Below are 26,993 nucleotides of genomic sequence, written 5' to 3' on the forward strand. Positions count from 1 at the left end.
CCCGAGCCCGAGCCGGAGCCCCCGTTGCAAACGCTGACAGGCACGTACAGTGGCTTCGCGTCGAGCTTCAGTGGTGGCCGTGCGGCCCTCGGCGGCAGCGCACAGCTGGTTTTCGATGTGACCGCCGGAACGTTCTCCGCGCGCATCGCGCCGATGCAGTGGGAGGGTGCGGCCTACGAGGTCGTCGATGGCCAGTACGTGTCCAACACCGAGTACGGCGCCAGCAACAGCTACGGCACCCTGCAGGTGGCGGTCGAACCGGCGTTGCTGTGTGACTGCGACTACCTCAGCTGGGGCCACTGGGAGGCGTTCGTGCCCGCCAACGGCACCGAGTACAGCGCCGAGCACGGCTACTGGATCGTGGGCAACGTCACTCCCGCTGCGCAGCTGCCCACCGATATCGTCGCCAGCTACAGCGGCCATGCGCTCGGAGCGGTGAGCGATGGCGTCTCCGATACCCGTACCGTCCGGGGCGACTTCAGCGCGACCGTGGATTTCGCCACGGGCACCGGCAGCCTCCAGATCAGCAACTTCGATGGACGCACCTTTGGCGACAGCAATCTGGATATCAACAACATGGCATTGCCGGGCACACCCGATGGCGCCTTTGCGGGAAGCCTGATGGACGACCAGAACAGTTCGCTCAGTGGCGGCTACAGCGCCGGTTTCGCCAGCGATGGCGAGGACAAGGCTGCGGCGATGTTCGGCACCTTCCAGGTCGAGGAGGGCGAATGGTCGGCCAGCGGTATTTTCGGCGGTAACCGTGATGCCGGCGCTGCCAAGTGAGCGGCGGTCGATGACCAGAACGGCAAACGCGCGGCCGCTGCGCCCGGGCAAGGCCCGGCTGCTCTTCGCCGGTGTGCTGGTACTGCTGCTGACGCTGGTGGCGGACGTGGTGCTGCGCGATGGCCTGGCGCGACTGTCGGACCTGCTGTTCGATGCCTTCCAGCGCAGCGCGCCGCGCACGGCTTCGGCCGATCCGGGCGTGGTCGTGGTGGATATCGATGAGGCCTCGCTGCAGCGGGTCGGCCAATGGCCGTGGCCGCGCGACCAGATCGGGCAGCTGGTCGACACCGCCGGTCAGCTGGGCGCGGCCGCCATCGCTTTTGACATGGTGTTCACCGAACCCGATCGCACCTCGCTGGGGCCACAGCTGCAGCGGTTGCGCGCGCAGGGGCTGGATATCCGCCTGCCGCCGCAGCTGGCGCTGGACAACGATGCGCTGTTCGCCGCGACCATCGTCCGTCATCCGGTGGTGATGGGAGTGGCGCCGGCCGATGAAGTCGGCCGTGAGCTGCCACCGCCGCTGGCCGGGCTGTCCTTTGCCGGGACCGATCCGCGTCAGTACCTGCCGGCCGTCCGGGGCGGCCTGTCCAATCTGCCGGTGCTGACCGCGGCCGCCAGCGGCCTTGGCAGTTTTTCGTTTCCGCCGGCCCACGACAACATCATCCGTTCGATGCCGCTGGTGACCGCGGCCGCGGGCCAGCTGTATCCCGGTCTCGGCGTGGAGGCGCTGCGCGTGGCGCAGGGTGCGTCGGGCCTGGTATTGCGTTCCACCGATGCCAGTGGCGAACGCGGCGGCGGGCCGCTGGCGCTGATGTCGGTGAAAGTGGGCGCGCTGGAGTTGCCGGCCTCCGGGCATGGGCATCTGCGCCTGCATTACTCGGGCATGCCGCACATGAGCGTGATTCCGGCATGGCAGCTGCTGCAGTCCGACGCGGCGAGGTTGGCGGCCAAGGTGGAGGGGCGCATCGTGCTGGTGGGAACCTCGGCGATCGGTCTGCGCGATATCGTCGCCACTCCGCTGGCGTCGGCCGCGCCGGGTGTCAACGTGCATGCCGAGCTGATCGACCAGGCCTTGAACCAGCAGTTCCTGCAGCGCCCGGACTGGGCGCGCGGTGCCGAGGTGCTGGTGGCGGTGCTGGGCACGCTGCTGTTGTTGCTGGTACTCAACGGCAGTCGTCCGCTGCTGTCTTCGGCGGTGTTGCTGGGATTGCTGGTCGCGGTGCTCGGCGGCGCATGGTGGGCGTACCGCCGGCACGCCTGGCTGCTGGATCCGCTGCCGGCCGTGTTGTGTCTGTTGGCGGTGTTCCTGACCCTGCTGCCGACGTTGCTGTTCATCGGCAACCGGGAAAAGCGCTTCGTGCGCTCGGCGTTCGGGCGATACCTGTCGCCGGCGCTGGTGGAGCGGCTCTCGCACGACGCCCAGGCGTTGAAGCTGGGTGGCGAGAGCCGCCCGATCACCGTGCTGTTCTCCGATATCCGTGGCTTCACCGCGCTGTCGGAAAACCTGTCGCCTGACGCACTCACCTCGCTGCTCAACCGCTATCTCACGCCGATGACCGATGTGCTGCTGGCCCATGAGGCCACCATCGACAAGTACATCGGCGATGCGATCATGGCGTTCTGGAACGCACCGGTGGATATCGCCGCGCATCCGCGCAAGGCGTGCCTGGCGGCACTGGGCATGGTGGCCGCGGTGGATGCGCTCAACCGTGAAAGTGGCGGGGCGATCCGCATCGGGATCGGACTGAATACCGGCGAGGCCTGCGTCGGCAATCTCGGTTCGCAACAACGCTTTTCCTATTCGGCCATCGGCGACACAGTCAATCTGGCCTCGCGCGTGGAGGGGTTGACCAAGTTCTACGGCGTCACGGTGCTGGTCACCGGGGCGGTGAAAATGCAGGCCACCGATCTGGCCTTCATCGAAGTCGACCGGGTCCGGGTGGTGGGGCGCAGTGAGCCGGTGGTGTTGCATGCGCTGCTGGGAAATGCCGACCTGGTTGCCGACCCGGCATTCCAGCAGTACGCGCAGGCGCATGCGCAGATGCTGGCGCGGTACCGTGCGGCCGAGTTCGATGCGGCCGCTTTGGCGTTGCAGGTGCTGCGCGAATTCCCCGTCGCCGCCTCGCTGGCTGCATTGCATGACCGGTATGCGGACCGGCTCGAGCAGTTGCGGGCTCAACCGCCGGCGCAGTGGGATGGCATCTTCACTGCCACCGCCAAGTAGTGCCAGACTCCAGACCTAGCCCGAGCCGTGTGCGCAGATGGCCCCCTACGACATCCTCCAGACGTTCCTGCTGTTGATCCTCGGCCATGCGGTGGCCGATTACCCGTTGCAGGGCGAATTCCTGGCCCGAGCCAAGAGCCGCTTTTCGCCGATGCAGGGTGTGCCGTGGTACCAGGCGCTGGGCGCACATGCGGTGATCCACGGCGGCGCGGTCGCGCTGATCACCGGCAGTCTGCTGCTGGGCGTGCTGGAGACGGCCAGCCATTGGCTGATCGACGACCTCAAGTGTGGCCGCCGTATCAGCTACAACCGGGACCAGCTGCTGCACGTGCTGTGCAAGGCGTTGTGGCTGGGTGGGCTGCTGTTGTTCGGGCCACTGCCCTGAGGGCGGTCAGTCCTCGAATTCGGGCATGACTTCACCGCGCTGCCAGGCTTGGATGCCTTCCAGGCCACCGGCCTTGTCCAGGAAGCGGCGCGTGTACTCGTAACCGGCCTGTTCCTGCGCGCGGCCGAGTTTGAAGTTCAGCAACCCCATGCCCGGCACGGCCGGCGGTTTGAGCAGCAGGTCGCTGCCCAGCCCGGTGCCGCGCAGCATGCGCCCGGAGGTGATCTGCATCGAACGTGCCGCCACTTCGCCCAGACGCGGGAAGTCATCGTCCCTGCGCTGCCTGCGCAGCAGCTGCCAGGCCAGCGCCAGCCGCGAGGGCACGCGCTCATAGGCGCTCTTGACCTGCCACTCGTTGCCCGGAGAGAGCATCGAGACCATGTTCGGACCGCTCTTGATCGCGCGCATCACCGAGATCGGCACGTTGTTCATGACCCCGCCATCGACCAGCACCTGGCCCTGCGCGTTGATCCATGGCGGCAACGCCACCGGGATCGCGGTGGAAATGCGCAGCGCGTGCCGGGACAGCCCGTGTCGCACCACCTCCAGTTCGTTGGTGGAGAGGTTGGCGCCGACCGCGAAGAAGTTCAGTGGCAGGTCTTCCAGGCGTGAATCACCCAGCTGGTCCTGCATGCAGGCATCCAGATGGCGGTGATCGAGCAGGCTGTACCAGGGCAGGGTGAAGCGCCCCAGCGCCTTGCGCTTGATGAAGAAATGCTCGTAGTCGGCCAGCATCGCATGGGCGTCGTCGCCGGCCGCGTAGGCGTGGGCAACCACCGAGCCGATCGAGGTGCCGCCGATGATGTCCAGTTCAACGCCGGCTTCGCCCAGGGCGCGCAGGGTACCGATGTGCCCGGCCCCCAGCGCGCCGCCGCCGCCGAGCACGGCGCCCAGCGCCCGTCCGGTCAGCAGGCGGGCAACACGGCCGAAGTCACCTGGCCGGTCCAGCGCGACATGGTGATGCAGGTGCAGCGCACGCCCCTGCAGCCAGTGCCGGGTATGGGCGATGGCCGTGCCGGACTGCTCCCGCCACAACAGCAGGCTGGTCTGGCGTGGGCGGAACAGAGGGGCGGCGTAACGCTCCAGCTCGCCCAGCGCCACCGGGCCGGCGTTGGCTTCATCCAGCCGGCCACACAGCAGCAGGTGGTCGCAGTGACGCAGCGCGGCGCGATCCCATGCCGGGTTGCCGTCACCACTGACCAGCAGCAGTGTGCTGCCGCGCTGTTCCTGCCCCCCCAGCCACTGCGACATCAGGCGCTCATCGTCCGCGGCCACATCGCCAGGCAGGTCACGGGCGCGCAGCACGCAGACGCGGCTGCCGCTGTCGCGCAGCGCCTGCACCAGATCGGCCACCAGTGATTCGGGCACTGCCGACTGGCCGGCCGCACACAGGCCGACAGCATCGGCGATGCGCGGTGCCAGCGCCGATGCGGCGGCGGTGGTGGCTGCCAGCCGTCGCCCCAGCGTGCGCAGGATCGACTGGATGAAGTCCGGTTGGGCCGCCGCCAGGCGATCAAAATTCTCGCGGCTCAGTTCCAGTACTTCCGAATCACGGCTGGCCACCACATCGGCAGTGCGGCTCAGGCCGCCGAAGAACGCGATCTCCCCGACCGGCTCGCCGGCACCGATCTCGGCCACCAGATGCCGGCCATCGAGCAAGACCTCGAAGCGCCCACGCAGCACGTAATAGACGTGGTCGGCGCTGTCGCCCTGGCGCACCAGGTGCTCGCCCTTGTGCAGCTCCACCCGTCGCATCTGTGAAAGAACGCTATCGCGCTGCGCCTCGGAAAGACCGCTCAACAAGTCGGGAGGTGACGCGGAAGTAGCGATGTCCACGGGTGTACTCATAGGGAAAGTGGGGCAGGTTGACTGGGCGGTCTTGCAGTGCGGGAGGAAAATACGGAATGACCGGACCGCAACGATACCTGCGCGGCGGTGTTGTCACCATCGGCCCGATGCACCTGGATTTTTCGCCGTTTCCATCACGGTCCGCGGCGTGTCGTGGATTGTCGTTGTTGCGATTGCGCGATACCGGTTCGAAGCGGCGCTGGCGCTCCCTGTGCCAACGGGGTTCAGGCGTGTCGTTTACTCTTTGTGCCCCCCTTGTTCTTCGCTGCCGGTCGCTTCCACGACCGGCGGGCCACGAAATCGCGTATCCGCCCATGCCCCTGTCGCCCATTTCCACTACCCGTTACGCCGCCTCGCTGCGCCTGTCCGTCGCCCCGATGATGGATTGGATATACAGTATAAAAATATCAATATAAATCAATAATATAACTTCATCTTATGAGGGCTTGTGGTGCCTTTGTAGCTCCGAAAGGCGGGGTGCTTGTACTTCTGCTATCAAACTTGCGTGTGTGATTTGCATAGCACTTCCGTGGCCTATTAATCCAAGGGTTAATTGCGGACTTGAAATGCCGCAGCGGAGATGCGAGTGTTGGTGTCAAGCGGAAAGGAGTTCCGCAAAGGCATAGACATGGAGCAAAAGGCTCAGCTATAATGGGCGGCTTGCTGAGGTCGAAGCGCCTAGCACTTTCCCGCAAAGCGGGACATCAATGGAGACGTGTCATGGCTTATGAAATGAGCAACCTACAGAACCTGTTGTTCGGTGCTGATGGCGTGAACGTGTCCAACTTCAAGCTGTTCCCGGGTAGCAACCGCGAAGTTACGGCTGAACAAATTGCCGCAGAGATCTATCGCTCCATCAATGAGTTGGTTGCGAGTGGAGCTGAGGGCGGTTTGGAGACTGTCGGTAACTGAGGAATCGGAACGGAAACAGGGGAGTTGTTCACGGATGAGCTACAGCAATTTGTATGAGCGGTGTCAGGGCCTTGGCGGCGAGAAAATTAGCCGAACGGTTCTGGTGCCGCTCATTTGCGAAGCAGCATCAAAGCCTCGACCGAAGGTAATGCTTAGCAGCTTGAACCCGGAGATTATTCGGGGCTATTTCGTTACTGCTCACTCTGAGCATCCCTTTGCTAAGTTCGCACGGGCTCCTGGTGGGTCTGTGATTGTTGTTGCTCGCGAGATGAACTATTGCTGGAAGCGGTTTGTTGAAGTCAAAGAGATGATGCATCTCTTTGACGAGAATAGTCAGCTTGTTGGCACTGCAGCCGAGCTCGAGTCTCTGATCAACGAGTTCACGGCTCCTCAGCCTGTGCGGTCGAGTGCGCTGCAATCTGAAACGTCCGCTCTTTGGATGGCACTTGGTGTTCTGTGCCCTGAAGTTAAGCGCCAAGAATTTGAACGTGTCCGCGCACAAGGGAAGATCTCTGATGACGAGATTGCTGAGCGTCTGAAGATCCCCAAGCGCTACGTATCACATCTCTTTGATGTTAGGTACAAGCGAAATCTTGAAATGGTTCTCGCTGCCTAAGTAATGCTGATTCAGAAAAAGCCCCGCTTTAGCGGGGCTTTTTCATGATGCTCGCTGCAACTTCCGCCACTGCTTCGTAGCCTCGTCGCGCTGACCGTCGATGTAAGCGGCAAGCACGTCGGCTGCGACCAGCCACGGTGACTTCTGGCTGCCCAAGCGAAACACCGGAACTGGAAGTGACTGACGCGCAGCGCGCTTGTTCGCTTCCTCAGGCTTCATGCCGAAGTGCTGGCAGCACTTCTCCAGAGGGATGTGCCCGGTTCCGAACTCGGCCAGCAGCAGGAAGACGGTGGTTGTGGTCATGGTGCTTTCCTTTCGACCTGTGCGGCGATCGCTTCGTAGCGCTCTGCCTCTGAGATGTAGTGCTTGACCCGTTCGTCGCGGACGGTGGGTGGGAAGTTGTAGGCAAGCTGCGCGTACTCCGCTGCAAGCCGGTTGGCGGCAGCCATGCGGTGTGCGCTGTGGTCGAAGATATCGAGCTGGCCGCGGTCGCTTCTCATGCCGCCATCCTTTCGTGTTGCTGCACGGCGTCCAAGTTCGCGCGGGCCAGCGCCGCTATCGGTGCAGGGCTCACGCTGTTGCCGACCATGCGCACGGCGGCACTCGTGGTCAGCGGGGCACCGTTGGCGGTGCGGTCGATGATGTAGTCCGGCGGGAAGCCTTGGGCTGTGAACAGCTCGCGGGGCTTGAGCATGCGCAGCCGGATGTCGGTGATCACGTAGGGCGTGGTGCCGATCATCACGGTGACCAGTGCCATGCGATCGCGGGTGGTAATCGTGTCCAGCGGATCGCGTACGTCCAGGGCGGTACCGTTGCCGTAGTAGTTGATGAGGAAAGCGGCCACGCGCAGTGCGCCGGCTTCCTGCTCGGGCGATAGCTCGGCCACATCGGCGGTCACCAGGCGCTGCTGGCTTCCGCTGGCGGTGATGGTGCTGACAGGTTTGCGCAGGTCGTGGCCGCTGTTGTCGGCAGCGAACCCGCCGTTGGCCTGCTCGAGAAAGGCGGCCATCAATGCGAGTGAATGAGCAGCGCCCGCGGGTCGTTTGCAGGCGCCCCCTGCGGTGATCGTCGGCAAGGGGGAATGGACCGGTTGGCCAATGCTGTCGCCCTTGAACTTGACGAGCGCCGGCGCCACCACCGCAAAGTGCCCGCCCTTCACCCCAGCGCACTGGGTACGCAGCGGCTCCTGCGCCGACCAGATGCGGCCGCCGTTGCCGGCGTTGGCAAACTCGGTGAGGAAGAATGGCTCGGCGGCATCTATGACGTGTCGCTTCAGGCCCTTGGCGATACGGCGCATGGTGGCGTCGGCCAATGGGCGCGGCCGGTCGAAGATGGAGCGGCCCATGTCGCTGAAGTCGATGCTGTCAGCGGCGGTGACCAGCTTTTTCAGACTGGACGCCTTGCCGTGTGTCGGGCTGGGCCACTGGATCGGTAGGCCATCGCGGCGAGCGAGCAGGAACAGGCGCTCGCGGCTGGTGCCGGCGCCGTAGTCGCTGGCCACCAGCTTTCGCCATTCCACTGCATATCCCAGCGATTCCAGCGCATGCACGAACTGCCGCCAGGTGCGACCGCTGTGGCGCTTGTCCGGGATGAGCTGCTGGTTTTCCACTGGCACACGCTCGCCCGGCTCGGCCAAGCTGCCGTCCATGCGCAGCACGCGGCCGGTGGCTTTGCAGCGCTTGGCCACCAGCGGCCCCCACGTGAGGATCTGCCACACGTTTTCCATGCTGATGATGCGCGGCACGGTGTTGCCGCCGGTGCGCTTGTCGGCTTCCAGCAGCTGGCCCACCCACTTGAGCACCACCCACGACAGCGCCCGCGTCTTGCGGCTGCGCGGCTGGCCGCCCTTGGCCTGGCTGAAGTGCGTGCAATCGGGCGAGGCGTGGAACCAGCCGACTTTGCGGCCGGCCACGTCCACACGCGGATCGGCGTGCCAGATGTCCTCGCGGTGGTGCTGCGTGAGCGGGTGATTCGCCGCGTGCATGCCGATGGCCTGCTCGTCGTGGTTGTAGGCCAGTGCGGGATCAATGCCCAGAGCCTGCTTCAGGCCCTCGCTGGCCCCGCCGCCGCCGGCGAACAGATCCACCACGATCTCGCCGGGGCGCAGCTTGGACAGCTGCGGCAGCGGGAAATTGAAGCGCAGGGAGCCGTCAGCCATCACTTCACCCCCTGCGGGCGGGCGGCGAGATCGTTGGCGAGCAGGTGCAGCATGGCAGCCGCAATGCTGTCGCTGTCATCCGGTCGCACATGCACGACGCCGTAGCCGTCTGCCGTCACGATGATTGAGCCATCTTCCTGACGCTGAAAGCTCCATCCCTCCGGCGCGGCGCGCATGGCGGCAGCTGCTTCACGCAGATGGTCGTGCTGTTCACCATTGAGCGCGTGGCCCCGCGTGTCGTCCGCGAGGGCGTCAAGTGTTTCGGCCAACTCCCTGGCCCGCTGCATGTCGTCAGTCATGGCGCTTCTCCGGTAGGGCCATGACTACAAGCATGGCGGCGAGAAATATCGATTTCTCCAGTGAGTTGTTTGCCATGACTATGCAGACGCACAAAAATCCGATCGAAAACCACTTCATTCCGACACCCCCGCGCCGTGGCTGGCGTCCTGCTCGTTGGAGAAGCAACCGCATGAACTGCACTGCTCGCCCGACTTTGATCCGCAACGCGGGCAGCTCCAAGACCCCACCTCGGCGCTGGTGGCCTGCATTGCGGAAACCAGCAGATCGGCAGCATCGTCCACGGTAGAGTGCATGTGCGACGGGCTTCTGGAGACAGTCACGCCGTCGTCTTTGATGTGCAGCCACATGCAAAACTGGGCTTCGTCACTCTCGTCCCAATCGACACGCAGGTGCGGCGCAATTGCTCGCCAGCGCGCCGCATCCCTCGCATCGCTGCCGCCCTTGGGGCTGGCGTCGGCCTCCCCATTGATCAGCGCGAACAGATGATCGGCCTTTGCTCGCCCTTCTGAATCCGGCGGTAGCGACGCGCGCCAGCACGCTACTGCCATGCGGAACTGTTCAAGGTCGATCCCCGGCGCTGCGGGGGTGCTGGCCAACGCCTTTCCTGCGCGGAACAAGTCAAGCACGGAGTCCCACTCCAACGTTCCGCGCGGATCGTTCTTCCACTTCCGGTGTAGGTCGGTCCATCCACGTTGATACAGAGCGTCGAGCGCAAGATAGAGCGGGTCATTGATGAGGTTGCCCGTATCCAGCTCGCCAACCGGCGCTGCGGGGGTGCAGCCAACCCAGCCGACATAGCCGAGATAATCGACAAGTCCACGACGACCCGTTTCCGGGTTGTATATCGCCACCCCGTTGACGATGAACCCATCGTCCTGCAACTGCATCAGCTTGCGCTTGCCTATCGACTCCATGGCCGGCGCTGCGGCGACGGGGGCGGCGTAGAGCTTCGTGACGGGCCACCCTTTATTCCGCCACCGCTCTGCGACGACTGGATCGAAGGTTGTCGCTGACCTGTCGGTCAGGTGGTCGTCTGTGAACCACGCCGCCGCCTCCTGTGCTGCGGCGACGGAGGCTGCGAAACTGTCGCGGAAACCGAGGAACAGCTTGTATACGGGGCTGTCGTTGCCGCCGGCCAGCTTCCACAGCTGATCAAGCGCCTGATCATATGCATCAAGCCCAGCCTCCTGCGCTGCGGCGGGCTGCTCGTTGTGTGCGCTCATGCGTTGTGTCCCTTCGGGTTGACGGTGGGCCGGCGGCCAGGGAATGAGGTGATGGGCTCGTCGAAGTTGTTGGGCAAAACTTCGGGGCTTTTGCCGGTACGGGCCATCCATTGCTCGATGGTTTCCGGCTGGATGGTTGGCCCCGTTTTTGGCGTGGTGGTTTCCGCGGCTGTGCGTTCGGTGGCGGCAGCCAGGCGGGCGATGTGGGCGCTCTGCTTCTGCGCGCGCAGTTGGGCGCGTTCAAGTGCAGCGCGCTGGCGGGCGTCGCGGGCGAGCTGCTGCTGTGCGATGCGCTGCTCACGGGCGATGCGGCGAGCCTCGGCTCGCTGCTGCTGTTGGGCCTGCCTCGCTGCCTGGCGCTTCAGTCGGGTGGCGGTGCGCTTTGCGTTGTTGCCGGCCGGCTGGTGGCGAGGTGTGGCAGTGTGCTTCGCGTCGCGCAGCCAGCGGTAGCGGAGTGGTCGCCCTGGAATGCGCTCCAGCATGCCGTCGCGCGCCTGGTTGTGGATGATGGAGTACATGCGCACGCGGCCCACTTCCGGCGACAGACCGAGCGCGGTGTAGATCTCATCGGCGGAGGCGGTGCCTAGTTGCTTGACGATCTGGCGCACACGTTCGCCGATGGATCGCTTGTCGGCAGCGGTCTCGTCACGCCATTTCAGATAGGCGGCTTCGGCGTTTTTGTAGGCGGTGGCTTGTCGCTCGGCCCACATCTGCCCACGTGGGCGTGGCGCGACGGAGATGTTGCGCTCCTGCGGTTCGCGCAGGATGCGCCAGCGCAGAGGCTTGGCACCTTCGGCGCAGGTAACGATTCCGTCCTGCTTCAGCGCGCGCATGGTGGACCGCACGGCGGCCCGCGTGTAGCTGTCGGTGATCCCCATGGCGAGGCAGATTTCATCGGTGGTGCTGGGACCGTTGGCACGGAGCACGGCGCGGATACCGGCAGACCGATTGGTGCCGCCGCGAATATCGGCCGGAGTGAGGTTGAGTGCGGTCATGCGTCGCACCCCTTGCCGATCTCGCCGCGGCGGCCATCGGCCGTGGCGGTGAAGTCGCGCCAGTGCACCCAGCCCCGCTGCGGGCAGTGGAAGCCCCATTCGCGCAGGATTGGCGTGGTGATGAATAGCGTCCAGCAGGGCGCCGGGCCGCCGTTGATCGTGTTCCACAAGTCAATACGGTGCGCGGTGCGCGGGCCGCTCAGTTTGAGCGAGCCGGGGAAGCGCACGTTGCGCTGGTGGATGCCGCCGGCGGCGATGGTGTGCTCGATGTAGCTGCCGGCTAGCAGCAGCGAGGCCCAGGCCCATGGGTGATCGTGCAGGGCGCGTTCGTCATCGCTGCGCAGGAACTTGTGCAGGTACACGTTGGGTAGGCGCATGCTCAGCCACACGGCGAAACGCTGCCAGCGGGTGCGCTGGGCATCGTCGATATGCCGGTACCAGCCGCGCCACGGGGTGAGATACCAGCGCAGCAGGTACGCGCCAGCGGGATCATCGGCGCCGACGATGAAGTCGGGCGGACGCCGGCCTGCGATGCGGGAGATGAATCTCATTGTGAACATGGAAACGAGGCGGTCGGCGATTTTCAGGGAAGGCATGGATGATTCCTTTCGTATCCGTGGCTCTTGTATTGCTTGTGGCCTTCCGGGAAATCGCAGCACGCTGGGTACTGGTAGCCCGTCAACACACTGATCTCTTGCAGTCGCGGGTGTATCCGGTTGCAGAAGGGGCACATCCATTCCTGCCGACCTTTGTGGTGATAGGCGTGGAGGTTGTTGAAGTGCAGTGCAGCCTGTAGTTTTGCTGCGGCGAGACCTTCGATACGCCGCTTCTCAGCGGCTATCTGCCTAGCCTCCTTCCATGTCTGAAGGATCTCTTTCAGGCGCATGCGTCAACCTCCCGTGCGGCGGCTTCTGCGCCGAGGGCGGCGTAGGCAGTGCGGTCGAGGTGGTCGTCGGCGTGATAACTGCCGGCGGCACCGCGGCTCATCTTCAGCAGCTCCATGAACTGCCAGCCCTGGGATTCGGTGATGTTGGTGCCGAACATGGCGTTGAACGCGGCCACGGTGCGAGCCATGGAGCGCTCGCCGGTGGGCTGTTCGCGCAGCAGGGCGCGCTGGGCGATGTCGTCAGCGGCGGCCGTCAGAATTTGTGGGGCGGTGGGCGCCGTCATGGTGTTTCCACCCCCGCCGCCTTCAGCAGCGCCTTGTTCAGCACGTAGTAGTTGCCACGCGCAGCAATCTGCGGGTGTGCGTTGTTGGTGAGTACCAGGCAGTCGTAGCTTGGGAACGGGCGGCTGCCGTCCCAGTTGTCGACGATGCACTTCATACCGAAGTGCTGGCGCAGCTGCTCAGCGTGATGGGTCTTGCCGCTGCCCTTGGGGCCAAAGACGATGACGGAGCGCTTCACGCGGCCACCGCCTTTTCATTGCCGGCCAGAGTGAGTTGCTGGGCCATACCCACGCCGCGCTCGGTGAGCTTCACCGTGCGTGGGAATTCCGGGTCGTCGAAGGCGACCAGGCCAGCGTTGTCCAGCCAGTTGATGGCGCGCCGGGTGAAGACTTCCACGGTGACGGCCTTGCTGGTCTTGACCTGCACTGGCGTGCTGACGAATCCGCCGCGGGTGCGGCGCAGGGTGTGTCCCTGGGAGGCGAATGCGGCCAGCAGGGCGCGCTTCGCGACGGGTTGGAGGTGCATGTAAGGCTCCGGTAAGTTTGGGCGGGCGCGGACTATTCGGTGACGGACGGCGGATTGGGGCGCAGGAACCCGATACGGCGGCGTCGCAGTGCGCGCCGCCATCGCTTGATGGCGTAGACGACAAGGGCCAGCCACGCGGCCGCGAACACCAGCAGCAGCGAGTGGGCGCTGGTGACCCACGCGCGGTGGATGAGGCACGACAGCACGCCGAGCGCGGTGCCGATCCAGAACAGGGCGACAAGATCAGCGGTCTTCATGCCCAGGCTCCCAGCACTGTGGCGACGCCTGCGCCAAGGGCGAATGCCACACCCGCAATCACCCCCATCAGGACCATGTCCTCGCGTGCGCGCCGCTTCAGCTCGCGCTCAAGAGCGTCGCTCATGCAGCACCGCCGGGCGGGTTTGGTCTGCTTGTGCTGCGACGCTGTATGGACAGCTGCAGCAGTTCGCCGACGACATGGTTTCCCTGCGCGCCATGGCGCTGGGCTTCACGGATGCGTGCGAAGGCCTGGGCATCGCTCACTCCGGCACGGGCGGCGAACTTCCGCGCGGATTGGAAGGTGTGCAGCGTGTAGATGTCGGCGCTCATGCGCGGGACTCCCTTACTTTGACGCCCTGGCGGTCGAGCCAGCGGCAGGCGCGCTGCAGGGCGAGCGGATTGAGTGCGAAGCGGGCACCGCCCACATGCAGGGTGCTGGTGCGAGCGGTGACGCGCCGGGCAACGCTGACGGCAACCTGTTTCGGCGCACCGGCAGTGCTCTGGCCGTAGCGGCCAGCCCACAGAAAGCCGGCGCAGACCATCAGCACCAGGGTTTCCCCGCCATGGCCGGTGGGGAAGTGTTCTTCGATGGGAAGGGTGTTCATGCCGGAACTCCGCTGGTGTTTGCAGCGCTCTGGTGAGGCGCTGCTGCCGCGTTGTGTGTGCAGCGCTCAATGGCATCGGCACGGTCAATTTCGGCGGCGATGTAGCGCTCGCAGAGTTCCCGGGTGGTAGGTGCTTCGATCGCGGGGTAGCCTCGCTCGGCGACACGGCGGTGATGCGCCTGGGTGTCTGCGACGACGCGATCAAAAGCACGGTCGGCGGCGAGCAGGTCGCTCAGTGCCAGGGCGTCCAGCTCTTCGACGGTGGCGTTCGGATCGAAGGCGCGAAAGTCGTCGATGGCGTTGTGATCGAGCACGCGGGCGCGGGGCGTGCCATCAGCGGCATTGAAGCGGTGCAGGAAGATGCGCGTGCTCATGCCCGGGCCTCCGCCGCGGTGTCGCGGGCGAATGCTTCAGCCATACGGCTGGCCACGCCCATGCGGCGGCTGCGGCGCTTCTGGTTCTTGCTGTGTTCGCCAGCACTGCGCCCGCGCAGCAGGATGGCGCGGCGGTGTTCGCGGGCGGCTACGTAAAGCAGGCAGTGCAGTGCGCGCAGCGGCAGGGAGGCCGGTGCGGATACGTCATTTGCGAGTTGCTGCGTGCTCATGGCGCTCTCCGGAAGAGGGAGGGCGCCGGCGGGTCAGTGCGGCCTGGGGAGTGGCCTGCTGCCGGTCAGGGGAGGAGCCGGCAGGGTGGCGACCCGCCGGTCGCCCGCCAGCAGGGACTGCTGGTGGGCACATATAAGCATGCTAATTTTTTGAATGCAAGTGCGCTTATATGTCCGCGTGCTGCATCTCTTGCCAGGTAGTGGCGGGAGTGCTGTGACAAAATGCCCGTTGACCCGCACAGACTCGCCGTCCTGCATACAAAGGGCTGGACAGAACATGCATTCTTTGATTCTTCTCGCGTTGTCATTGACTGCCCAGCCCGACGCTGTGGCACTCAAGCGCATTGACTACCTGCGCTGTCTTTCCAACATGGAGCGTGTCAGCACGGCGCGGCTTATGTCACAACCGGCAAAGAGCGATGAAATCGCGGCGGCGATGTTATGCGTGGATGCATACCGGCAGCTTGATCACCATAAGGCCTCAGAGCTGAAACGTGTATACGAGGCTTTTACTGTGCAGCTTGAGGCCCCATCGGCAGTTGCACATGGGGAGCTGATCTCAGCGTCAACAATCTTTATGCGGGGGCTTTAGAGAGCTCGGCGGACTTCAACATGCTGGGGCTGGAAGATCCCGTTTATTGGGACAGGAGTGCTCAGAACTCTTCTGCTCTGCGCATCAGCGCAGCGCCGAGAACACGCCCGGCGACATGGATGCTTTCAATGTCGCTGGGTGGAATAACTTGGCTGCGGTACTTCGCATTTGTACTGATGACGTGCAGGCCATCAGGCAGCATCTGTAGCCGCTTTACCAGCGTGTAACCGTTCAAATTGATGAGGTAGATACCGTCGCCGTCGAAGAACTCGCGGCGTACATCGACCATCACAACATCACCGTTCTTAATGTCGGGGTACATGGAATCTCCGCGAACTGTCACCAGTTTCACGCGGTCCTTTTCCGGGACAAAGCCAATCTGGCTTCGCACCTGCCATTCTGCGACGTCCATCTCCTGGACTACTTCCGGGAAGTCATCGTTCACTACGCCATAGCCCCCTGAGGCTTCGCCTTCCATAACGCGGAAGCGAACATAGCCCGGTGGTGTCTCACTGTATGAGGCTGACGGGAGGGGATCGTCGCGGCGCTGTGGGCCGCTGCCATCGATCAGCCACTCCAGCCTGAACTCCGGGTAGATCCGGCCCAGCTTGACGGCGGTTTGCCCACTTAGTGACTTCGTCGTTCCATCCTCCAGCTGATAGAGCGCTGACGGAGTTACCCCGGCCTTCCTGGCAGCTTCTGCAGCTTCAGTGAAGCCCGATTCGGTGCGGGCGAGGGTGAGTCGTTGAGCAAGTGACATAGGCATGTAAGCCAGCTTATAGGCAGTGCATCACAGCGTGCTTGCATGTTCAAAAGTAAGCGCGCTAATATCTTGGGCATGAAGACCCCTGAGATCACGAAAGAGCAGGCCATTTCTGCGTACGACGGTAATGCGTCGGCGCTTGCGAGGGCGCTTGGGATCACACCGTCTGCTGTCTACCAGTGGCCTGACGGGGCGATCGATGAGCGTTGGGCGCTGAAACTTGCGTTCGTCCTTAAGCCTGCTGTGTTCGGCCCGGACTCCCCGGAGGCGCGCCGAACCCCGGCCGCCGCGGACGCGACGGCCGAAGCAGCTCCAGCTGTTCCCGTGAGCGAGGCCGCCTGAGTGGCGCACCACGTTGAGCCACTGGCTGATGACCTGGGCAACGCCGATATCGGCGTGCTGCTTGATGAACCCCTGATCGAAGGTGCGGCCGGCTTCGAGCCGGTGCTGACCAGCGACCAGTGGTCGTCCCTTCTCCAGCAGTGCCGCGCCGCTGGCCGGCCGCTGCATCTGTGCGAGGTGCGCTGATATGCGCCGCTTAGACACTGCGAAGACCCTGCGGTTTGCGCTGGCCACTCTGCTGCTGGGAATTGGCATTGGGCTTCTGATCGCGGGAGGTATCGGCCGGCTCAAAGAAGACCGCGACGACAGCGCCCGGACCGGTGCGGATATCGAACCGGCGGAGCGTGGTGAAGCGCAGCGGGGCTGGGTGGTTGGTCATGCCGCGATGTTGGGCGGTGCCCTCTTCCAAAAACACGTTCGCCTGGTGGCTGCATGAACGTTGACGACGCGGCACATGCCGTGGTGCACGACTACCCCGGTGGTAGTGAGAGCCTTGGCCCGCGTGCCGGGATCGGTGCCGCAGTGCTGCGGAGCAAGGTGAACCCGAATGCTGGCACGCATCACCTCACATTGAAGGAGGCGGTGCGAATCACCGGGCTTACCGGCGATATGCGCATCCTGCAGGCGTTCGCGCAGGAATGCGGCCATATCGTGCTGGCAGCCCCCGGAGGCGATGACAGGCACGCAAGTGACATGGCGGTGCTGGAGCTGGTGGCAGCAGTAGGTGGATCCCAGGGCGACCTGTTCGGCTCCATCCATCGCGCACTGGCAGACGGTGAGCTGACACCGGCAGAGTTGGCAGCCATCCATGACTGTGGGCAGGCCGCCATGGCTCGTATTGCTGCACTGCTGCAGCGATTGGGCGGGATGGTGGAAGGATGAAGCGCCATCTCACGCACACGGTGCGCGCACTGATCCGCCGCCGTTGGCGTCCGGCGGACATGCCGGCATGCCGTGCACAGATTGCCGCCGCTGCTGCGGCACTGGACGATGAATCACCAGGTGTGCAGGGCGCTGATGCGTTGGCACTGCGTGAGCAGCTGCGCGTGGATGCGGCAAGGCAACGGCAAAGGGTGATTCCGCTGTATGGCGTTACTGATGTAACGCCCGGTGCGTTACGCGATGAAGGAAAAAGTATCGCCGGTGTGTCACTTGCGCGGGCTACTGAACAAACGCCTGGCGAGGGAGAGTGAGTTATGGCTGCGTGGCTGAAGATGGGCGTTGATCTGCCGGAGAAACCGGAGGTGTGGCAGATCGCTTCGCGCTGCTCGCTCGATCCTGATGCAGTGGTTGGCAAGCTGCTGAAGGTGTGGCGATGGTTCGATTCTCACACCGAGAACGGTAACGCTGCTGGCGTTACGGTTTCGATCATTGATCACGTCGCAACCGCTACAGGTTTCGGTGATGCGATGGTTGCGTGTGGCTGGCTTGAGGCTACTGAAGACGGGCTGAGCCTGCCAAAGTTTGATCGTCACAATGGAGAAACCGCAAAGAAACGGGCACTTACGGCAAAACGCGTCGGTGCGCATCGCGGAAAGGGTAACGCCGACAGTAACGCTTCGAGAGTTACGGAAAGCGTACCTAGAGTAAGAGAAAGAAGTAATACCCCCATAGCCCCCAAGGGGGCCGATGGAAATGATTCAAGCAAGGGCAAAAGCGGTAAGCGGATGACGTGGCTGGAGTTCGCCGCGGCGTGTGCCGATGCCGGCGAGGATCTGTTGCCCGAGGACAACGCTGTGTTCGTCTACGCGGAGAGGATCGGGCTGCCGGGTGAGTTCGTCGGCTTGGCTTGGGGTTGGTTCAAGGCCCGCCATGCGGATAAACGCCAGGTTGGCGTTCGTGGTTGGCGTCAGGCGTTCGGCAACTGCGTCCGGGAGAACTGGGGAAAGCTGTGGTGGGACAACGGCGGTACATGGGAGCTGACCACCGCCGGCAAGCAGGCGCAGCGTGAAGTCCAGGCGCAGGCGGTGGCCGCGTGATGGGGGACGCTGATGGCGGGATGCTGCGACAGGCGCCTTGCGCGATCGACGCTGAGCAGGCTGTGTTGGGCGGCGTGATGCTGGTGAACGAATCGCTGGCAAAGGTGAGCGACTGGCTCAAGTCGACCGACTTCTTCAACGTCGCACACCAGAGGATCTATACGGCGATGCTGGACATGTCGGCATGCGATCCCCCGCGGCCAATGGACGCGGTGAGCATGGCCGACTGGCTGTTGGAGCGCGGCCACGGCGAAAGCATTGATGGTGGTAGTTACCTGACCGAACTGGCGACCACCACGCCCTCGGCGGCGAACATTGTGGCGTATGCGGAGATTGTCAAATCGAAGTCGGTTCAGCGGCAGCTGATTGGCGTCGGCCGTGAGCTGATGGAGCGGGGGTTCTCGCCCCAGGGTGAAGACGTTTCCGTGATCGTTGCGGGTGCCACGCAGCAGCTGGCGGAGCTGCAGGGCGTTCGGCAAGGTTCTGTGAAGGCTGCGAAAGTGGTGGGGAAGCGCTGGTATGAGGCGCTGACGCATCGCTACAACAATGGCGCCGAGCTGCAGGGACTGGCAACGCCCTGGGCGAAATTCAACTCAATCACAAACGGCTTGAAGCCCGGCGAGCTGGTGGTCGTGGCTGCGCGGCCGGCGATGGGTAAGTCGGCATGGGCGGTGAACGTCGCAACGTCGGTGGCTATGCGTGGTCAGCGTGCGTTGATCTTCAATCTGGAGATGACGGACACGGCTATCTACAACCGCGCAGTAGCTTCGCTGACGGATGTGCCGCTGAGCTGGCTGCAGAAGCCAACAGATGATGGTGAAAACTCGCATTGGCCGCGCGTCTCCGCAGCGGTAAAGAGCCTCAATGAGTCAGGGCTGCTGATCGATGACAGCCCTGGGCTGAGCATGGCGCAGATTGCTGCACGGTGCCGGCGCGAGCGCATGAAGGGAAAGCTGGGGTTAGTCGTCATCGACCACCTGCACCTGATCCCACTGCCCGGGAAAACGAAAGAGTCGACAGAGATTGGCGATATCTCAGGTGCGTGCAAGCGACTGGCAAAGGAGATGGATTGTCCGGTGGTGGTGCTGTCGCAGTTGAATCGAGGACTGGAGGCTCGCACGAACAAGCGGCCGCGCATGAGTGACCTTCGAGAGTCGGGGGCCATCGAGCAGGATGCCGACCTGATCGTCTTCCTCTACCGCGACGACTACTACGCGCAGCAGGAGGGAAAGGTCAGCCAGCTCACGGGATTCGTGGAGATGATCATTGCCAAGCAGCGAGAGGGTGAGACGGGAACGGTGTGGGCACGAAACGCATTGGGATTCGGCCGAATCGATGACTTCGAAGGACCGGCGCCGCACATATCCATCGCATCCGAGTCTGGGCGCGGTGGAGGGCTGAACTGATGGCTCTTGCGTGCTGTGTTCCACGGGAATCCATCGGGCCGGCTGGTCATCCCGCTCGTTCAGGTTCGCGGGGACTTCGGGCTGTTCAGGTTCGCGGGTCCTCCTGGAGGGGGGCTGTCACGGGTAATTCGGACCCCGACAAAGCGCTAGTCACAGGGGTTTTCAAGGGGGGTTATGTTGATGCGTGACCTGTCCTCGCCCATGACCCAAGCCGGTTTCGGCGACCTAGTCGGCATCACCCAGCCGGCCGTCAGTGAGCTGGTCCGCCGAAAGATCCTTCCTGACGGCGCAAGTGCCGATGAGTGGCTGCTGGCTTATTGCGACCACCTGCGTGAAATGGCCGCCGGCCGTGGTGGGGAGAGCGGTGCGGAGCTGGTAGCAGAGCGTGCGCGCTTGGCCCGCGAGCAAGCCGACAAGATCGCAATGCAGAACGCGGTCACCCGCGGCGAGCTGGCGCCGGCCTACGTACTGGAGGAGGTGCTTTCCCGCGCCGGTGCCCGTGCGGCGCGTCTGCTGGAAACCATCCCGGGCACGTTGCGCCGCCGGCTGCCGCAGCTCAGCAGCGACGACATCGCCGTCGTCACGGGAATCGTCGCCAAGGCCCGCAACCTCGCCGCATCGATGAAGCTGGCCGACGTGGACACCGACGATGACGCAATGACCCCTGACGATACCGTCCCCGCTGAAGGTGACGCCGAATGAGCCTGCTCAGCGGCGTCGATCCCACCCAGCTGCAGGCCGTAGAGCGCCACCTCGTGCGCGGGCTGTCCGCCTTCGCCGCCCAGGAGCCGGTCACGCTCGAATGGTGGGCGCGCGACAACTTCTATCTGTCTGCCGAATCCAGCTACGTCGAGCAGTCGTGGACGCCCTGGCCGTTCCAGCGGGCCATGATGGCAGTGATGAGCAACGACGATGTGCGCTTCGTCGACATCAAGAAATCCGCTCGCGTCGGTTACACCAAGATCCTGCTCGCCTTCATCGGCTACAACGCCGAGCACCGCCGCCGCAACCAGGCGCTGTGGCAGCCCACCGACGATGACGCCGAGGACTTCGTAAAGTCCGAGCTGGAGCCCATGCTGCGTGACGTGGAGGTCATGCGCAGCGTGTTCCCGTCCTACCTGCATCGGCACAAGGACAACACGCTCCAGCAGAAGAAGTTCATCGGCTCCATGTTGCGTGTGCGCGGCGGAAAGGCAGCAAAGAACTACCGCCGCATCTCCATCGACGTGGCTATGCTCGACGAGCTGGACGCCTTCGACAACGACGTGGAGAAGGAAGGCGCACCCGACTTCCTCGCCGGCAAGCGCTTGGAAGGTGCCACCTTCCCAAAGCTGATCGCCGGAAGTACGCCCAAGCTCAAGGGTTTCAGCCTGATTGATCGCCGATTCGACCAGGCCGACGAGCGCTTCACGCCGCACGTCCACTGCCCGCAGTGCGAAGAGCTACACCCGCTCACCTGGGGCGGAAAGGATGAGCCGCACGGCTTCAAGTTCGAACGCGACGAAGCCGGGGCGTTGCTGGGCGTCTACCACCTGTGCCCGCATTGCGCGTTTCCCATGCGCCAGGGCGATTTCCTCAACGTCGCCGAGCGTGGTGTATGGGTCAATGAACGCGGCGATATCTGGCTCACGGATGAGGGTCGCTTCACTACGACCACCGGCGAGCCGCTGCAGGCGCCGCTGCACGTCGGCTTGCACGTGTGGACCGCCTACAGCCCTACCGTCACCTGGCTGTCGATCGCACAGGACTTCTTCGCCGCCTACGCCAAGCAGCAGGAGGGTGACGATGCGCTGATGAAGGCCTTCGTCAACACCACGCTCGGCTGGGCGTGGGAAGGCGAGATCGAGCGCACCGACGCCGAAGAGCTGCAAGCCCGCGCAGAGCCCTTCCCACTGCGTCACATGCCGCGCGATTGCCTGCTGCTGCTATGTGGCGGCGACACGCAGGGCAACCGCCTCGAGTTCGGTGTGTGGGGCGTTGGCCGCGGTGGTCAGCTGTGGACCATCGACCACCGCGTGATCTTCGGCAACCCCGCGCAGCAAGCTGTGTGGGACGAAGCCGAAGAGTTCCTGCGCACCGCCGAGTACACACACGCCTGCGGTCGCACCCAGCGCATCTACGCCACCGCCATCGACTCCGGTGGTCACCACCCCGATGCCGTCTACGCCTTCGCCCACAAGCTCAAGGCGCTGCGCGTGTTCGCGGTGAAGGGCGCCAGCGGCCAGGAGCGCGCTATCGACAACGGCAACACCCGCGTCGGCTACAAGTGGAACGGCAAGACCGAGCGCAATGGCCCCGTGCTGTGGCACGTCAGCACCAATCTCGCGAAAGATAGGTTCCAGTCGCGCCTTGAAGTAGCTACGCCCGGCCCGGGCTACGTCCACTTTTCCAGCGAGCTGAGTCCGGAGTGGTTCAAGCAGATGGCGGCTGAAGTGCGCGCCACGCGCCGCACCAAGGCCGGCACCGAATCTCGGTGGACGCCCATCCGCAAGCGCAACGAGGTCAAGGACTGCTGCACCTACGCCATCTGGTTGGAAGAGCGCCTCGATCTCTGGTCCCCGCGCAAAACGAAGTGGTGGGACCAGCTGGAGGAACAGGTCCAGCCCGAGAACGACTTGTTCAGCACGCCTCTGCCTGCGCCGGTGCCTGTGGTGGTTGCTGATTCCGCCAAGCCCGCGCCAGTCGCCAGCGTGCCGGCACGTAATTTGGATTCCCGTGAAACATCACAAGAGGATTTCGGCTCCAGCCGATGGAGCGCCCGTCTATGAGCAACACGCGTGATATCGATGCTGTCGAAAACCTGCGCCGTCTGGTCGTGCGCGGCATCGTCGAACAGACCGGGCTCAATGAGGAGCACGCCATGCCGTACGCCACCGCGGTCGTGGCTGTGCTGCAAACAGAGTTCGGCGGCGAGCGGCTCCACATCCCCAAGGCACCTCCGTCAGCCGCCCAGAGCGAGCGACAGCTGCGCATCCAGCGTGACTTGGAGTCCGGTATGCCGGTCAACCAGGTGCGGATTCGCCACGGCGTTTCGCGCTCCACGCTGCATCGCATGTTCCCGGGCGGCCTGCCGAAAAAGAGCGCGTGACAATATGTCTCACACTTCCGGCATAGCGTGAGACAGTTATTTTTTAAGTAATTGATTCTAAAGGCCTGAAAAACACCGGTGTCTCACGTTTCTGGTAACGGGTGAGACAGTAGCGTCGTCAAGCTATGCAACATGGCGACGACCGCACAAACCATGCTGCAGACCTACATCAACGCCGAGCAGGCGGTGCTGTCGGGTCAGTCCTGGCGGATGGGAGAGCGCCAACTCACCCGCGCCGACCTTGCCGAGATCCGCGCCGGGCGTCGTGAATGGGAGGCGCGAGTCGCATCTGAAACCCGCGGCGGCAGTCGCATGTCGGTCGCGCTGGCTGATTTCCGGTGCCGCGAATGAACCGGCTCGATTCTGCCATCGCCGCCATCTCGCCCGGCTGGGGTGCCAGGCGCGCCCACGCCCGCGCAAAAATCGCCGCGTACAGCTCGGCCTACGATGCGGCCAACCCCACACGCCTGCGGGAGTCCGCGCGCGACTACGGTTCCGGCAACACCGTCGTTGCCAGCGGCTCCGTCCGCATTCGCGCGCAGGCCCGCCACCTGGACCGCAACCACGACATCGTGGTCAACGGCTTCAACCAGATGGTGCAGAACGTCATCGGCCGCGACGGTATCGGCATTGAGCCGCAGCCGCGCGATGCCAACGGCAACATCGTGGAATCGCTGGTCGATCAGATCACGCCGCTGTTGCGTGACTTTTGGAAGCGCCCGGAAGTCAGCTGGTGCCACGACTTCGGCGCCGCCCAGCGGCTCATGGCCCGCACCTTGTTCCGCGATGGCGAGTGCCTGTACCAGGACCTGATCGGCCCGGTGCCGTATCTCGACCACGGCACCATCGTGCCGTACAGCATTGAGATGATCGAGCCGGACTTGATGCCGCTCGACCTCAACGATTCCACGCGCAACATCATCCAGGGCGTGGAGCGCAACGCGTGGGGTCGCCCCGTTGCGTACCACCTCTACAAACAGCACCCCGGCGATCCAAACGTGCTGATGCCGCAGATTAAGCGTGTCAGCGCGGATTTCGTGCATCATGCCAAGATGGTGGACCGCATCGGCCAGGTGCGTGGCGTCAGCGTGCTGGCTTCCGTGCTCACCCGGCTGGATGACCTGAAGGACTACGAAGAGTCCGAGCGCGTCGCCGCCAAGATCGCCGCCAGCATGGCCGCCTTCATCATCAAGGGCGATCCGCAGAGCTACGGCGAGAACGAAGACAAGCCGCACGGCCGCCGCATGCGCTTCCAGCCGGGCATGGTGTTCGATGACCTTGTGCAGGGCGAAAGCGTCGGCACGGTCGACACCAACCGCCCAAACCCGAATCTGGAAACCTACCGCAACGGCCAGCTGCGCGCTGTTGCAGGCGGCATGCGCGTGTCGTTTTCCTCGCTGTCCAAGAACTACAACGGCACCTACTCCGCGCAGCGGCAGGAGCTGGTGGAGCAGTACGGCGCCTACGGCGTGCTGGCCTACGAAGTTATTTCGCAGATCGTGCGCCCCATCTACGAGCGCTTCATCCAGGCGGCCATCGCATCGGGTGAGCTGGTGATCCCGGCGGGCGTTTCGCGCGCCACCGTTTCCGATGCCATGTTCATGCCGCCGGTCATGCCGTGGATCAACCCTGTCCACGAAGCCACTGGCCTGCGGATGATGATCCGCGCCGGCATCCGCTCGCTCACGTCTGTCATCAGCGAGCGTGGCGGCCGCATGTACGACACGTTGGAAGAGATCCGCAACGAGCGTGCCTGGGCCAATGAGCTGGGCATCACGCTGGACAGCGATCCAGGGCAGGTCAGCGATTCCGGCGTCGCTCAATCCGTGCAGGCCGATCCGACTCTCCCGCACGTCACCGAGGACACCCAATGAATCACCTTCACCCGCACCGGCTGCACGCCGGAATCGCCCTGGTGCTGGCCGCATCGTTCTCCTTCGACAACATCGGCCTGGAAACGCTGGCGCCGGAGTCGAAAGGCAAATCCGTGCTGGCACTCAATACCACCACCGGTGGCGAGGCCGAGTTGCTGATCTACGGCCCCATCGGCGACTACTACTGGGGCGAAGGCGTCACCGCCATGGGCGTGGTGGAGCAGCTGGCCGGCACCACCGCCAGCGTCATCAACGTGCGCATCAACTCTGATGGCGGCGTTGTCACCGATGGCCTCGCCATCTACAACGCGCTCAAGCAGCACCCGGCCACCATCAATGTCACCGTCGATGGCGTGGCCGCCAGCATCGCCAGCCTCATCGCGATGGCCGGCAGCACCCGTCGCATGCACGCCAACACCATGATGATGGTGCATGGCCCGCAGGGAGGCGGTTGGGGCTTTGCTGGCGACCTGCGCGATCGCGCAGACGCCATCGATGTGTACGGCCGCTCGATGCTGGAGAGCTACTCCGCACGCGCCAAGAACCCGGCCGACATCGAAACGATGCTCACCGACCGCAAGGACCACTGGCTCACCGCGGCCGATGCCGTCGCGCTCGGCCTGGCCGACGAGATCATTCCCGACGTGCAGCCCGAAACCGCAGACAGCAGCGTGGCCGCAGCCGCGTTGCTGTCCTACGTCTCGGCCATCTCCACCACCAGCGGCGCGGTACATGCCTCGCTGCGTCACCGCATCCAGTCGACCACCACGGCGGCTGCTTTCGCCTCGCTTCGCGAGGGACACCAGCGGGCCATCGTTGCCCAACTTGAGGACTCCAGCATGAAACAGCAGTGCCAACTGATCATGGCGCAGGCGGGCACCGCTCCGACTGCTGCCCCCGCGGCCGCCCCGGCAGTTACGGCCCCGGCCACCGCCGTCGCTGCACCGGCAACTCCGGCCCCTGTCGCTGCCGCTCCCGCACCTGTCGCCGCTGCCGGTACCGAGCAGACCGTGAGTGCTGTGCTCGCCGCCATGTCGGCGCGCACCGCGTCCATCCGCACCGTGTTTGCCGGCTTCCGTGACGTGGCCGGCGTCACCGCGCTGGAGAATGAGTGCCTGGGCGATCACACCATCACCGCCGAGGCCGCGCAGGGCAAGCTGCTCGCCAAGCTCGCCGCCGGTGGCCAGCCGCTGAACGGTGGCTTCAACCAGCAGATCACCGACGTGGTGCCGGAAGAAGACAACCAGCGCCGCGCGCAGGTCAATGCGCTGCTGGCCCGCGCCGGCGTCCTTACCGGCGATGCTGCCGTGCAAGCGCGTGACGGCAACCCCTACGTCAATACCACGCTGCTTGGCCTGGCCGAGCAGTCGCTGATCCGCGCCGGCGTCAACACCCGCAGCATGGACCGCGAGGAAATCGCACGCCGCGTGCTGGCCGTGCAGACCACCAGCGATTTCCCGGTGCTGCTGGAAAACACCCTGCACAAGATCCTGATCGGTGCCTACAACCTGCAGGCGTTCACCTGGAACCGCTTCTGCTCCACCGGCACCCTGTCGGATTACCGTCCGCACAACCGCTACCACCTGGCCGGCTTCTCCGACCTCAAGCCGGTCAACGAGGCCGGCGAGTACGAAAACGGCGTGCTGGACGATGGCGAGAAGGAGACCATCAAGGGCGCGCGCAAGGGCCGCATCCTGCAGATCACGCCGGAAGTTCTGGTCAACGACGACCTGGGCGCCTTCGTCCGCATCACCACCGCGCTTGGCCAGGCGGCGGGGCGCACCATCGAGAAGGACGTCTACGCGTTGCTGGCGTTGAACGGCGGTCTCGGCCCGGTGATGAGCGACGGCAAGACGCTGTTCCATGCCGACCACAACAACATCGCCGCCGGCGCCGATATCAGCGTCGATGCGTTCGATGCGATGCGCCAGCTGATCGAGAGCCAGATGGATCCGGGCGGTAACGACTACCTGGACATCACGTTGTCGCGCTTCCTCGGCACCTCCGCGATGAAAGGCAAGGCCGGGCTGGTCAACAACGCCGAGTACAACCCGGATGTCAGCAACAAGTTCCAGCTGCCCAACATCGCGCGGAACACCTTCACCGAGATCATCACCTCGCCGCGCCTGGGCACCGGCAAGGCGTGGTACGGCTTCGCCGATCCGGGCATCGAGCCGGTCATCGAGGTGGCGTTCCTCAATGGTGTGCAGACGCCGGTTCTGGAGCAGGAAAACAACTTCCGCACCGACGGTCTGAGCTGGAAGGTCGTGCACAAGTACGGCGTCGGCGCTGTCGGCTGGCGCGGCGCGGCCCGCAACCCGGGCGCGTAACGGAACAAGCCG

The 26,993-nt window shown here is 64.3% G+C and carries 37 protein-coding genes; 19 read left to right on the forward strand and 18 right to left on the reverse strand.

The window, feature by feature from the left end; all coding sequences use genetic code 11:
* The 3 genes from ARC78_RS05800 to ARC78_RS05810 form a co-directional block, all read left to right on the forward strand.
* Positions 1 to 786: HupA family protein (locus ARC78_RS05800; RefSeq protein ID WP_206742676.1), on the forward strand; the 786-nt coding region annotated here is incomplete at its 5' end.
* 10 nt (positions 787 to 796) lie between these two features.
* Positions 797 to 3,010, forward strand: a complete 2,214-nt coding sequence (locus tag ARC78_RS05805; protein ID WP_158499976.1) for a CHASE2 domain-containing protein — start codon at positions 797 to 799, stop codon at positions 3,008 to 3,010.
* A gap of 37 nt (positions 3,011 to 3,047) precedes the next feature.
* Positions 3,048 to 3,395, forward strand: coding sequence for a DUF3307 domain-containing protein (locus ARC78_RS05810; RefSeq protein ID WP_054659784.1), 348 nt, complete (start codon positions 3,048 to 3,050; stop codon positions 3,393 to 3,395).
* A gap of 6 nt (positions 3,396 to 3,401) precedes the next feature.
* Here ARC78_RS05810 and ARC78_RS05815 read toward each other — a convergent pair whose 3' ends face one another.
* A complete protein-coding gene (locus ARC78_RS05815; RefSeq protein WP_158499977.1) occupies positions 3,402 to 5,231 on the reverse strand; it encodes a cyclic nucleotide-binding and patatin-like phospholipase domain-containing protein in 1,830 nt (609 codons plus the stop codon).
* A 732-nt stretch (positions 5,232 to 5,963) separates the two neighbouring features.
* On the opposite strand from ARC78_RS05815, the gene ARC78_RS05820 reads away from it, so the two are divergent.
* Both ARC78_RS05820 and ARC78_RS05825 read left to right on the forward strand, forming a co-directional pair.
* Positions 5,964 to 6,155, forward strand: coding sequence for a hypothetical protein (locus ARC78_RS05820; protein ID WP_054660596.1), 192 nt, complete (start codon positions 5,964 to 5,966; stop codon positions 6,153 to 6,155).
* A 34-nt stretch (positions 6,156 to 6,189) separates the two neighbouring features.
* On the forward strand, positions 6,190 to 6,771 hold the full coding sequence (locus ARC78_RS05825; RefSeq protein ID WP_145974282.1) for a hypothetical protein: 582 nt from the start codon (positions 6,190 to 6,192) through the stop codon (positions 6,769 to 6,771).
* A 42-nt stretch (positions 6,772 to 6,813) separates the two neighbouring features.
* On the opposite strand, the gene ARC78_RS05830 is transcribed toward ARC78_RS05825, so the two are convergent.
* From ARC78_RS05830 to ARC78_RS05900, 16 genes are all read right to left on the reverse strand, one after another.
* Positions 6,814 to 7,074: a pyocin activator PrtN family protein gene (locus ARC78_RS05830; RefSeq protein WP_054660592.1), complete on the reverse strand. Its 261-nt coding sequence runs from the start codon at positions 7,072 to 7,074 to the stop codon at positions 6,814 to 6,816.
* Entirely contained in the window at positions 7,071 to 7,271 is a 201-nt protein-coding gene (locus tag ARC78_RS05835) for a hypothetical protein (protein WP_054660590.1), read from the reverse strand. Before ARC78_RS05835 ends, ARC78_RS05830 begins: the two co-directional genes overlap by 4 nt.
* Positions 7,268 to 8,929, reverse strand: coding sequence for a DNA cytosine methyltransferase (locus tag ARC78_RS05840; RefSeq protein WP_057505912.1), 1,662 nt, complete (start codon positions 8,927 to 8,929; stop codon positions 7,268 to 7,270). The genes ARC78_RS05835 and ARC78_RS05840 overlap by 4 nt, the downstream gene beginning before the upstream one ends.
* Entirely contained in the window at positions 8,929 to 9,228 is a 300-nt protein-coding gene (locus ARC78_RS05845; RefSeq protein WP_057505913.1) for a hypothetical protein, read from the reverse strand. Before ARC78_RS05845 ends, ARC78_RS05840 begins: the two co-directional genes overlap by 1 nt.
* Positions 9,229 to 9,342: 114 nt before the next feature.
* Entirely contained in the window at positions 9,343 to 10,452 is a 1,110-nt protein-coding gene (locus ARC78_RS05850; RefSeq protein WP_054660811.1) for a hypothetical protein, read from the reverse strand.
* Complete coding sequence (locus tag ARC78_RS05855) at positions 10,449 to 11,447, reverse strand: helix-turn-helix domain-containing protein (protein ID WP_057505914.1); 999 nt, start codon at positions 11,445 to 11,447, stop codon at positions 10,449 to 10,451. The genes ARC78_RS05850 and ARC78_RS05855 overlap by 4 nt, the downstream gene beginning before the upstream one ends.
* On the reverse strand, positions 11,444 to 12,043 hold the full coding sequence (locus ARC78_RS05860) for a hypothetical protein (protein ID WP_057505915.1): 600 nt from the start codon (positions 12,041 to 12,043) through the stop codon (positions 11,444 to 11,446). The genes ARC78_RS05855 and ARC78_RS05860 overlap by 4 nt, the downstream gene beginning before the upstream one ends.
* A 280-nt stretch (positions 12,044 to 12,323) precedes the next feature.
* Positions 12,324 to 12,617, reverse strand: coding sequence for a DUF6378 domain-containing protein (locus tag ARC78_RS05865; RefSeq protein WP_054657741.1), 294 nt, complete (start codon positions 12,615 to 12,617; stop codon positions 12,324 to 12,326).
* Positions 12,614 to 12,853 carry a hypothetical protein gene (locus ARC78_RS05870; protein WP_054657743.1) on the reverse strand — a complete coding sequence of 80 codons (240 nt, stop codon included), beginning with the start codon at positions 12,851 to 12,853 and terminating at the stop codon, positions 12,614 to 12,616. Before ARC78_RS05870 ends, ARC78_RS05865 begins: the two co-directional genes overlap by 4 nt.
* Positions 12,850 to 13,140, reverse strand: a complete 291-nt coding sequence (locus tag ARC78_RS05875; protein ID WP_054657746.1) for a hypothetical protein — start codon at positions 13,138 to 13,140, stop codon at positions 12,850 to 12,852. Before ARC78_RS05875 ends, ARC78_RS05870 begins: the two co-directional genes overlap by 4 nt.
* Positions 13,141 to 13,172: 32 nt before the next feature.
* Positions 13,173 to 13,397, reverse strand: coding sequence for a hypothetical protein (locus ARC78_RS05880; protein ID WP_054657748.1), 225 nt, complete (start codon positions 13,395 to 13,397; stop codon positions 13,173 to 13,175).
* On the reverse strand, positions 13,394 to 13,522 hold the full coding sequence (locus ARC78_RS17010; protein ID WP_256202289.1) for a hypothetical protein: 129 nt from the start codon (positions 13,520 to 13,522) through the stop codon (positions 13,394 to 13,396). Before ARC78_RS17010 ends, ARC78_RS05880 begins: the two co-directional genes overlap by 4 nt.
* On the reverse strand, positions 13,519 to 13,728 hold the full coding sequence (locus tag ARC78_RS05885) for a hypothetical protein (RefSeq protein ID WP_054657750.1): 210 nt from the start codon (positions 13,726 to 13,728) through the stop codon (positions 13,519 to 13,521). The genes ARC78_RS17010 and ARC78_RS05885 overlap by 4 nt, the downstream gene beginning before the upstream one ends.
* Complete coding sequence (locus ARC78_RS05890; RefSeq protein ID WP_054657752.1) at positions 13,725 to 14,003, reverse strand: hypothetical protein; 279 nt, start codon at positions 14,001 to 14,003, stop codon at positions 13,725 to 13,727. The genes ARC78_RS05885 and ARC78_RS05890 overlap by 4 nt, the downstream gene beginning before the upstream one ends.
* Positions 14,000 to 14,377 (reverse strand): hypothetical protein, encoded by a 378-nt coding sequence (locus ARC78_RS05895; protein WP_054657754.1) that lies wholly within the window; start codon positions 14,375 to 14,377, stop codon positions 14,000 to 14,002. Before ARC78_RS05895 ends, ARC78_RS05890 begins: the two co-directional genes overlap by 4 nt.
* Positions 14,374 to 14,607, reverse strand: coding sequence for a hypothetical protein (locus ARC78_RS05900; protein WP_054657756.1), 234 nt, complete (start codon positions 14,605 to 14,607; stop codon positions 14,374 to 14,376). Before ARC78_RS05900 ends, ARC78_RS05895 begins: the two co-directional genes overlap by 4 nt.
* A 277-nt stretch (positions 14,608 to 14,884) precedes the next feature.
* On the opposite strand from ARC78_RS05900, the gene ARC78_RS05905 reads away from it, so the two are divergent.
* Complete coding sequence (locus ARC78_RS05905; RefSeq protein WP_054657758.1) at positions 14,885 to 15,199, forward strand: hypothetical protein; 315 nt, start codon at positions 14,885 to 14,887, stop codon at positions 15,197 to 15,199.
* 61 nt (positions 15,200 to 15,260) lie between these two features.
* On the opposite strand, the gene ARC78_RS05910 is transcribed toward ARC78_RS05905, so the two are convergent.
* Positions 15,261 to 15,965, reverse strand: coding sequence for an XRE family transcriptional regulator (locus tag ARC78_RS05910; RefSeq protein WP_096144911.1), 705 nt, complete (start codon positions 15,963 to 15,965; stop codon positions 15,261 to 15,263).
* A gap of 39 nt (positions 15,966 to 16,004) precedes the next feature.
* Here ARC78_RS05910 and ARC78_RS05915 point away from each other — a divergent pair, with 39 nt between their 5' ends.
* The 13 genes from ARC78_RS05915 to ARC78_RS05970 all read left to right on the forward strand — a co-directional run bounded on the left by ARC78_RS05915 (position 16,005) and on the right by ARC78_RS05970 (position 26,981).
* The gene (locus ARC78_RS05915; protein WP_054657762.1) at positions 16,005 to 16,304 is read left to right on the forward strand and encodes a Cro/CI family transcriptional regulator; all 300 of its coding nucleotides are present in this window, start codon (positions 16,005 to 16,007) and stop codon (positions 16,302 to 16,304) included.
* Positions 16,305 to 16,490, forward strand: coding sequence for a hypothetical protein (locus tag ARC78_RS05920; protein WP_054657764.1), 186 nt, complete (start codon positions 16,305 to 16,307; stop codon positions 16,488 to 16,490).
* Between the two features lies 1 nt (position 16,491).
* Positions 16,492 to 16,740 carry a hypothetical protein gene (locus ARC78_RS16550; RefSeq protein WP_145974284.1) on the forward strand — a complete coding sequence of 83 codons (249 nt, stop codon included), beginning with the start codon at positions 16,492 to 16,494 and terminating at the stop codon, positions 16,738 to 16,740.
* Complete coding sequence (locus ARC78_RS05930) at positions 16,737 to 17,186, forward strand: phage regulatory CII family protein (RefSeq protein WP_054657768.1); 450 nt, start codon at positions 16,737 to 16,739, stop codon at positions 17,184 to 17,186. Before ARC78_RS16550 ends, ARC78_RS05930 begins: the two co-directional genes overlap by 4 nt.
* Positions 17,183 to 17,497 (forward strand): hypothetical protein, encoded by a 315-nt coding sequence (locus ARC78_RS16555; RefSeq protein ID WP_145974285.1) that lies wholly within the window; start codon positions 17,183 to 17,185, stop codon positions 17,495 to 17,497. Before ARC78_RS05930 ends, ARC78_RS16555 begins: the two co-directional genes overlap by 4 nt.
* A gap of 3 nt (positions 17,498 to 17,500) precedes the next feature.
* Positions 17,501 to 18,283, forward strand: coding sequence for a hypothetical protein (locus tag ARC78_RS16560; RefSeq protein WP_145974286.1), 783 nt, complete (start codon positions 17,501 to 17,503; stop codon positions 18,281 to 18,283).
* Positions 18,283 to 19,689, forward strand: coding sequence for a replicative DNA helicase (dnaB, locus tag ARC78_RS05940; RefSeq protein WP_054657772.1), 1,407 nt, complete (start codon positions 18,283 to 18,285; stop codon positions 19,687 to 19,689). The genes ARC78_RS16560 and dnaB overlap by 1 nt, the downstream gene beginning before the upstream one ends.
* Positions 19,690 to 19,869: 180 nt before the next feature.
* Complete coding sequence (locus ARC78_RS05945; protein WP_057505920.1) at positions 19,870 to 20,391, forward strand: terminase small subunit; 522 nt, start codon at positions 19,870 to 19,872, stop codon at positions 20,389 to 20,391.
* On the forward strand, positions 20,388 to 22,457 hold the full coding sequence (locus ARC78_RS05950; RefSeq protein ID WP_054657778.1) for a phage terminase large subunit family protein: 2,070 nt from the start codon (positions 20,388 to 20,390) through the stop codon (positions 22,455 to 22,457). The genes ARC78_RS05945 and ARC78_RS05950 overlap by 4 nt, the downstream gene beginning before the upstream one ends.
* Positions 22,454 to 22,777: a helix-turn-helix domain-containing protein gene (locus ARC78_RS05955; RefSeq protein ID WP_054657780.1), complete on the forward strand. Its 324-nt coding sequence runs from the start codon at positions 22,454 to 22,456 to the stop codon at positions 22,775 to 22,777. The genes ARC78_RS05950 and ARC78_RS05955 overlap by 4 nt, the downstream gene beginning before the upstream one ends.
* A 132-nt stretch (positions 22,778 to 22,909) precedes the next feature.
* On the forward strand, positions 22,910 to 23,128 hold the full coding sequence (locus ARC78_RS05960; RefSeq protein WP_057505917.1) for a hypothetical protein: 219 nt from the start codon (positions 22,910 to 22,912) through the stop codon (positions 23,126 to 23,128).
* Positions 23,125 to 24,651, forward strand: a complete 1,527-nt coding sequence (locus ARC78_RS05965; protein ID WP_054657782.1) for a phage portal protein — start codon at positions 23,125 to 23,127, stop codon at positions 24,649 to 24,651. Before ARC78_RS05960 ends, ARC78_RS05965 begins: the two co-directional genes overlap by 4 nt.
* Positions 24,648 to 26,981, forward strand: a complete 2,334-nt coding sequence (locus ARC78_RS05970) for a ClpP-like prohead protease/major capsid protein fusion protein (RefSeq protein ID WP_096144912.1) — start codon at positions 24,648 to 24,650, stop codon at positions 26,979 to 26,981. The genes ARC78_RS05965 and ARC78_RS05970 overlap by 4 nt, the downstream gene beginning before the upstream one ends.
* Positions 26,982 to 26,993: the final 12 nt, after the last annotated feature.

The sequence above is a fragment of the Stenotrophomonas pictorum JCM 9942 genome (genome assembly GCF_001431585.1).
GTDB classification, from domain to species: Bacteria; Pseudomonadota; Gammaproteobacteria; order Xanthomonadales; family Xanthomonadaceae; genus Stenotrophomonas; species Stenotrophomonas pictorum.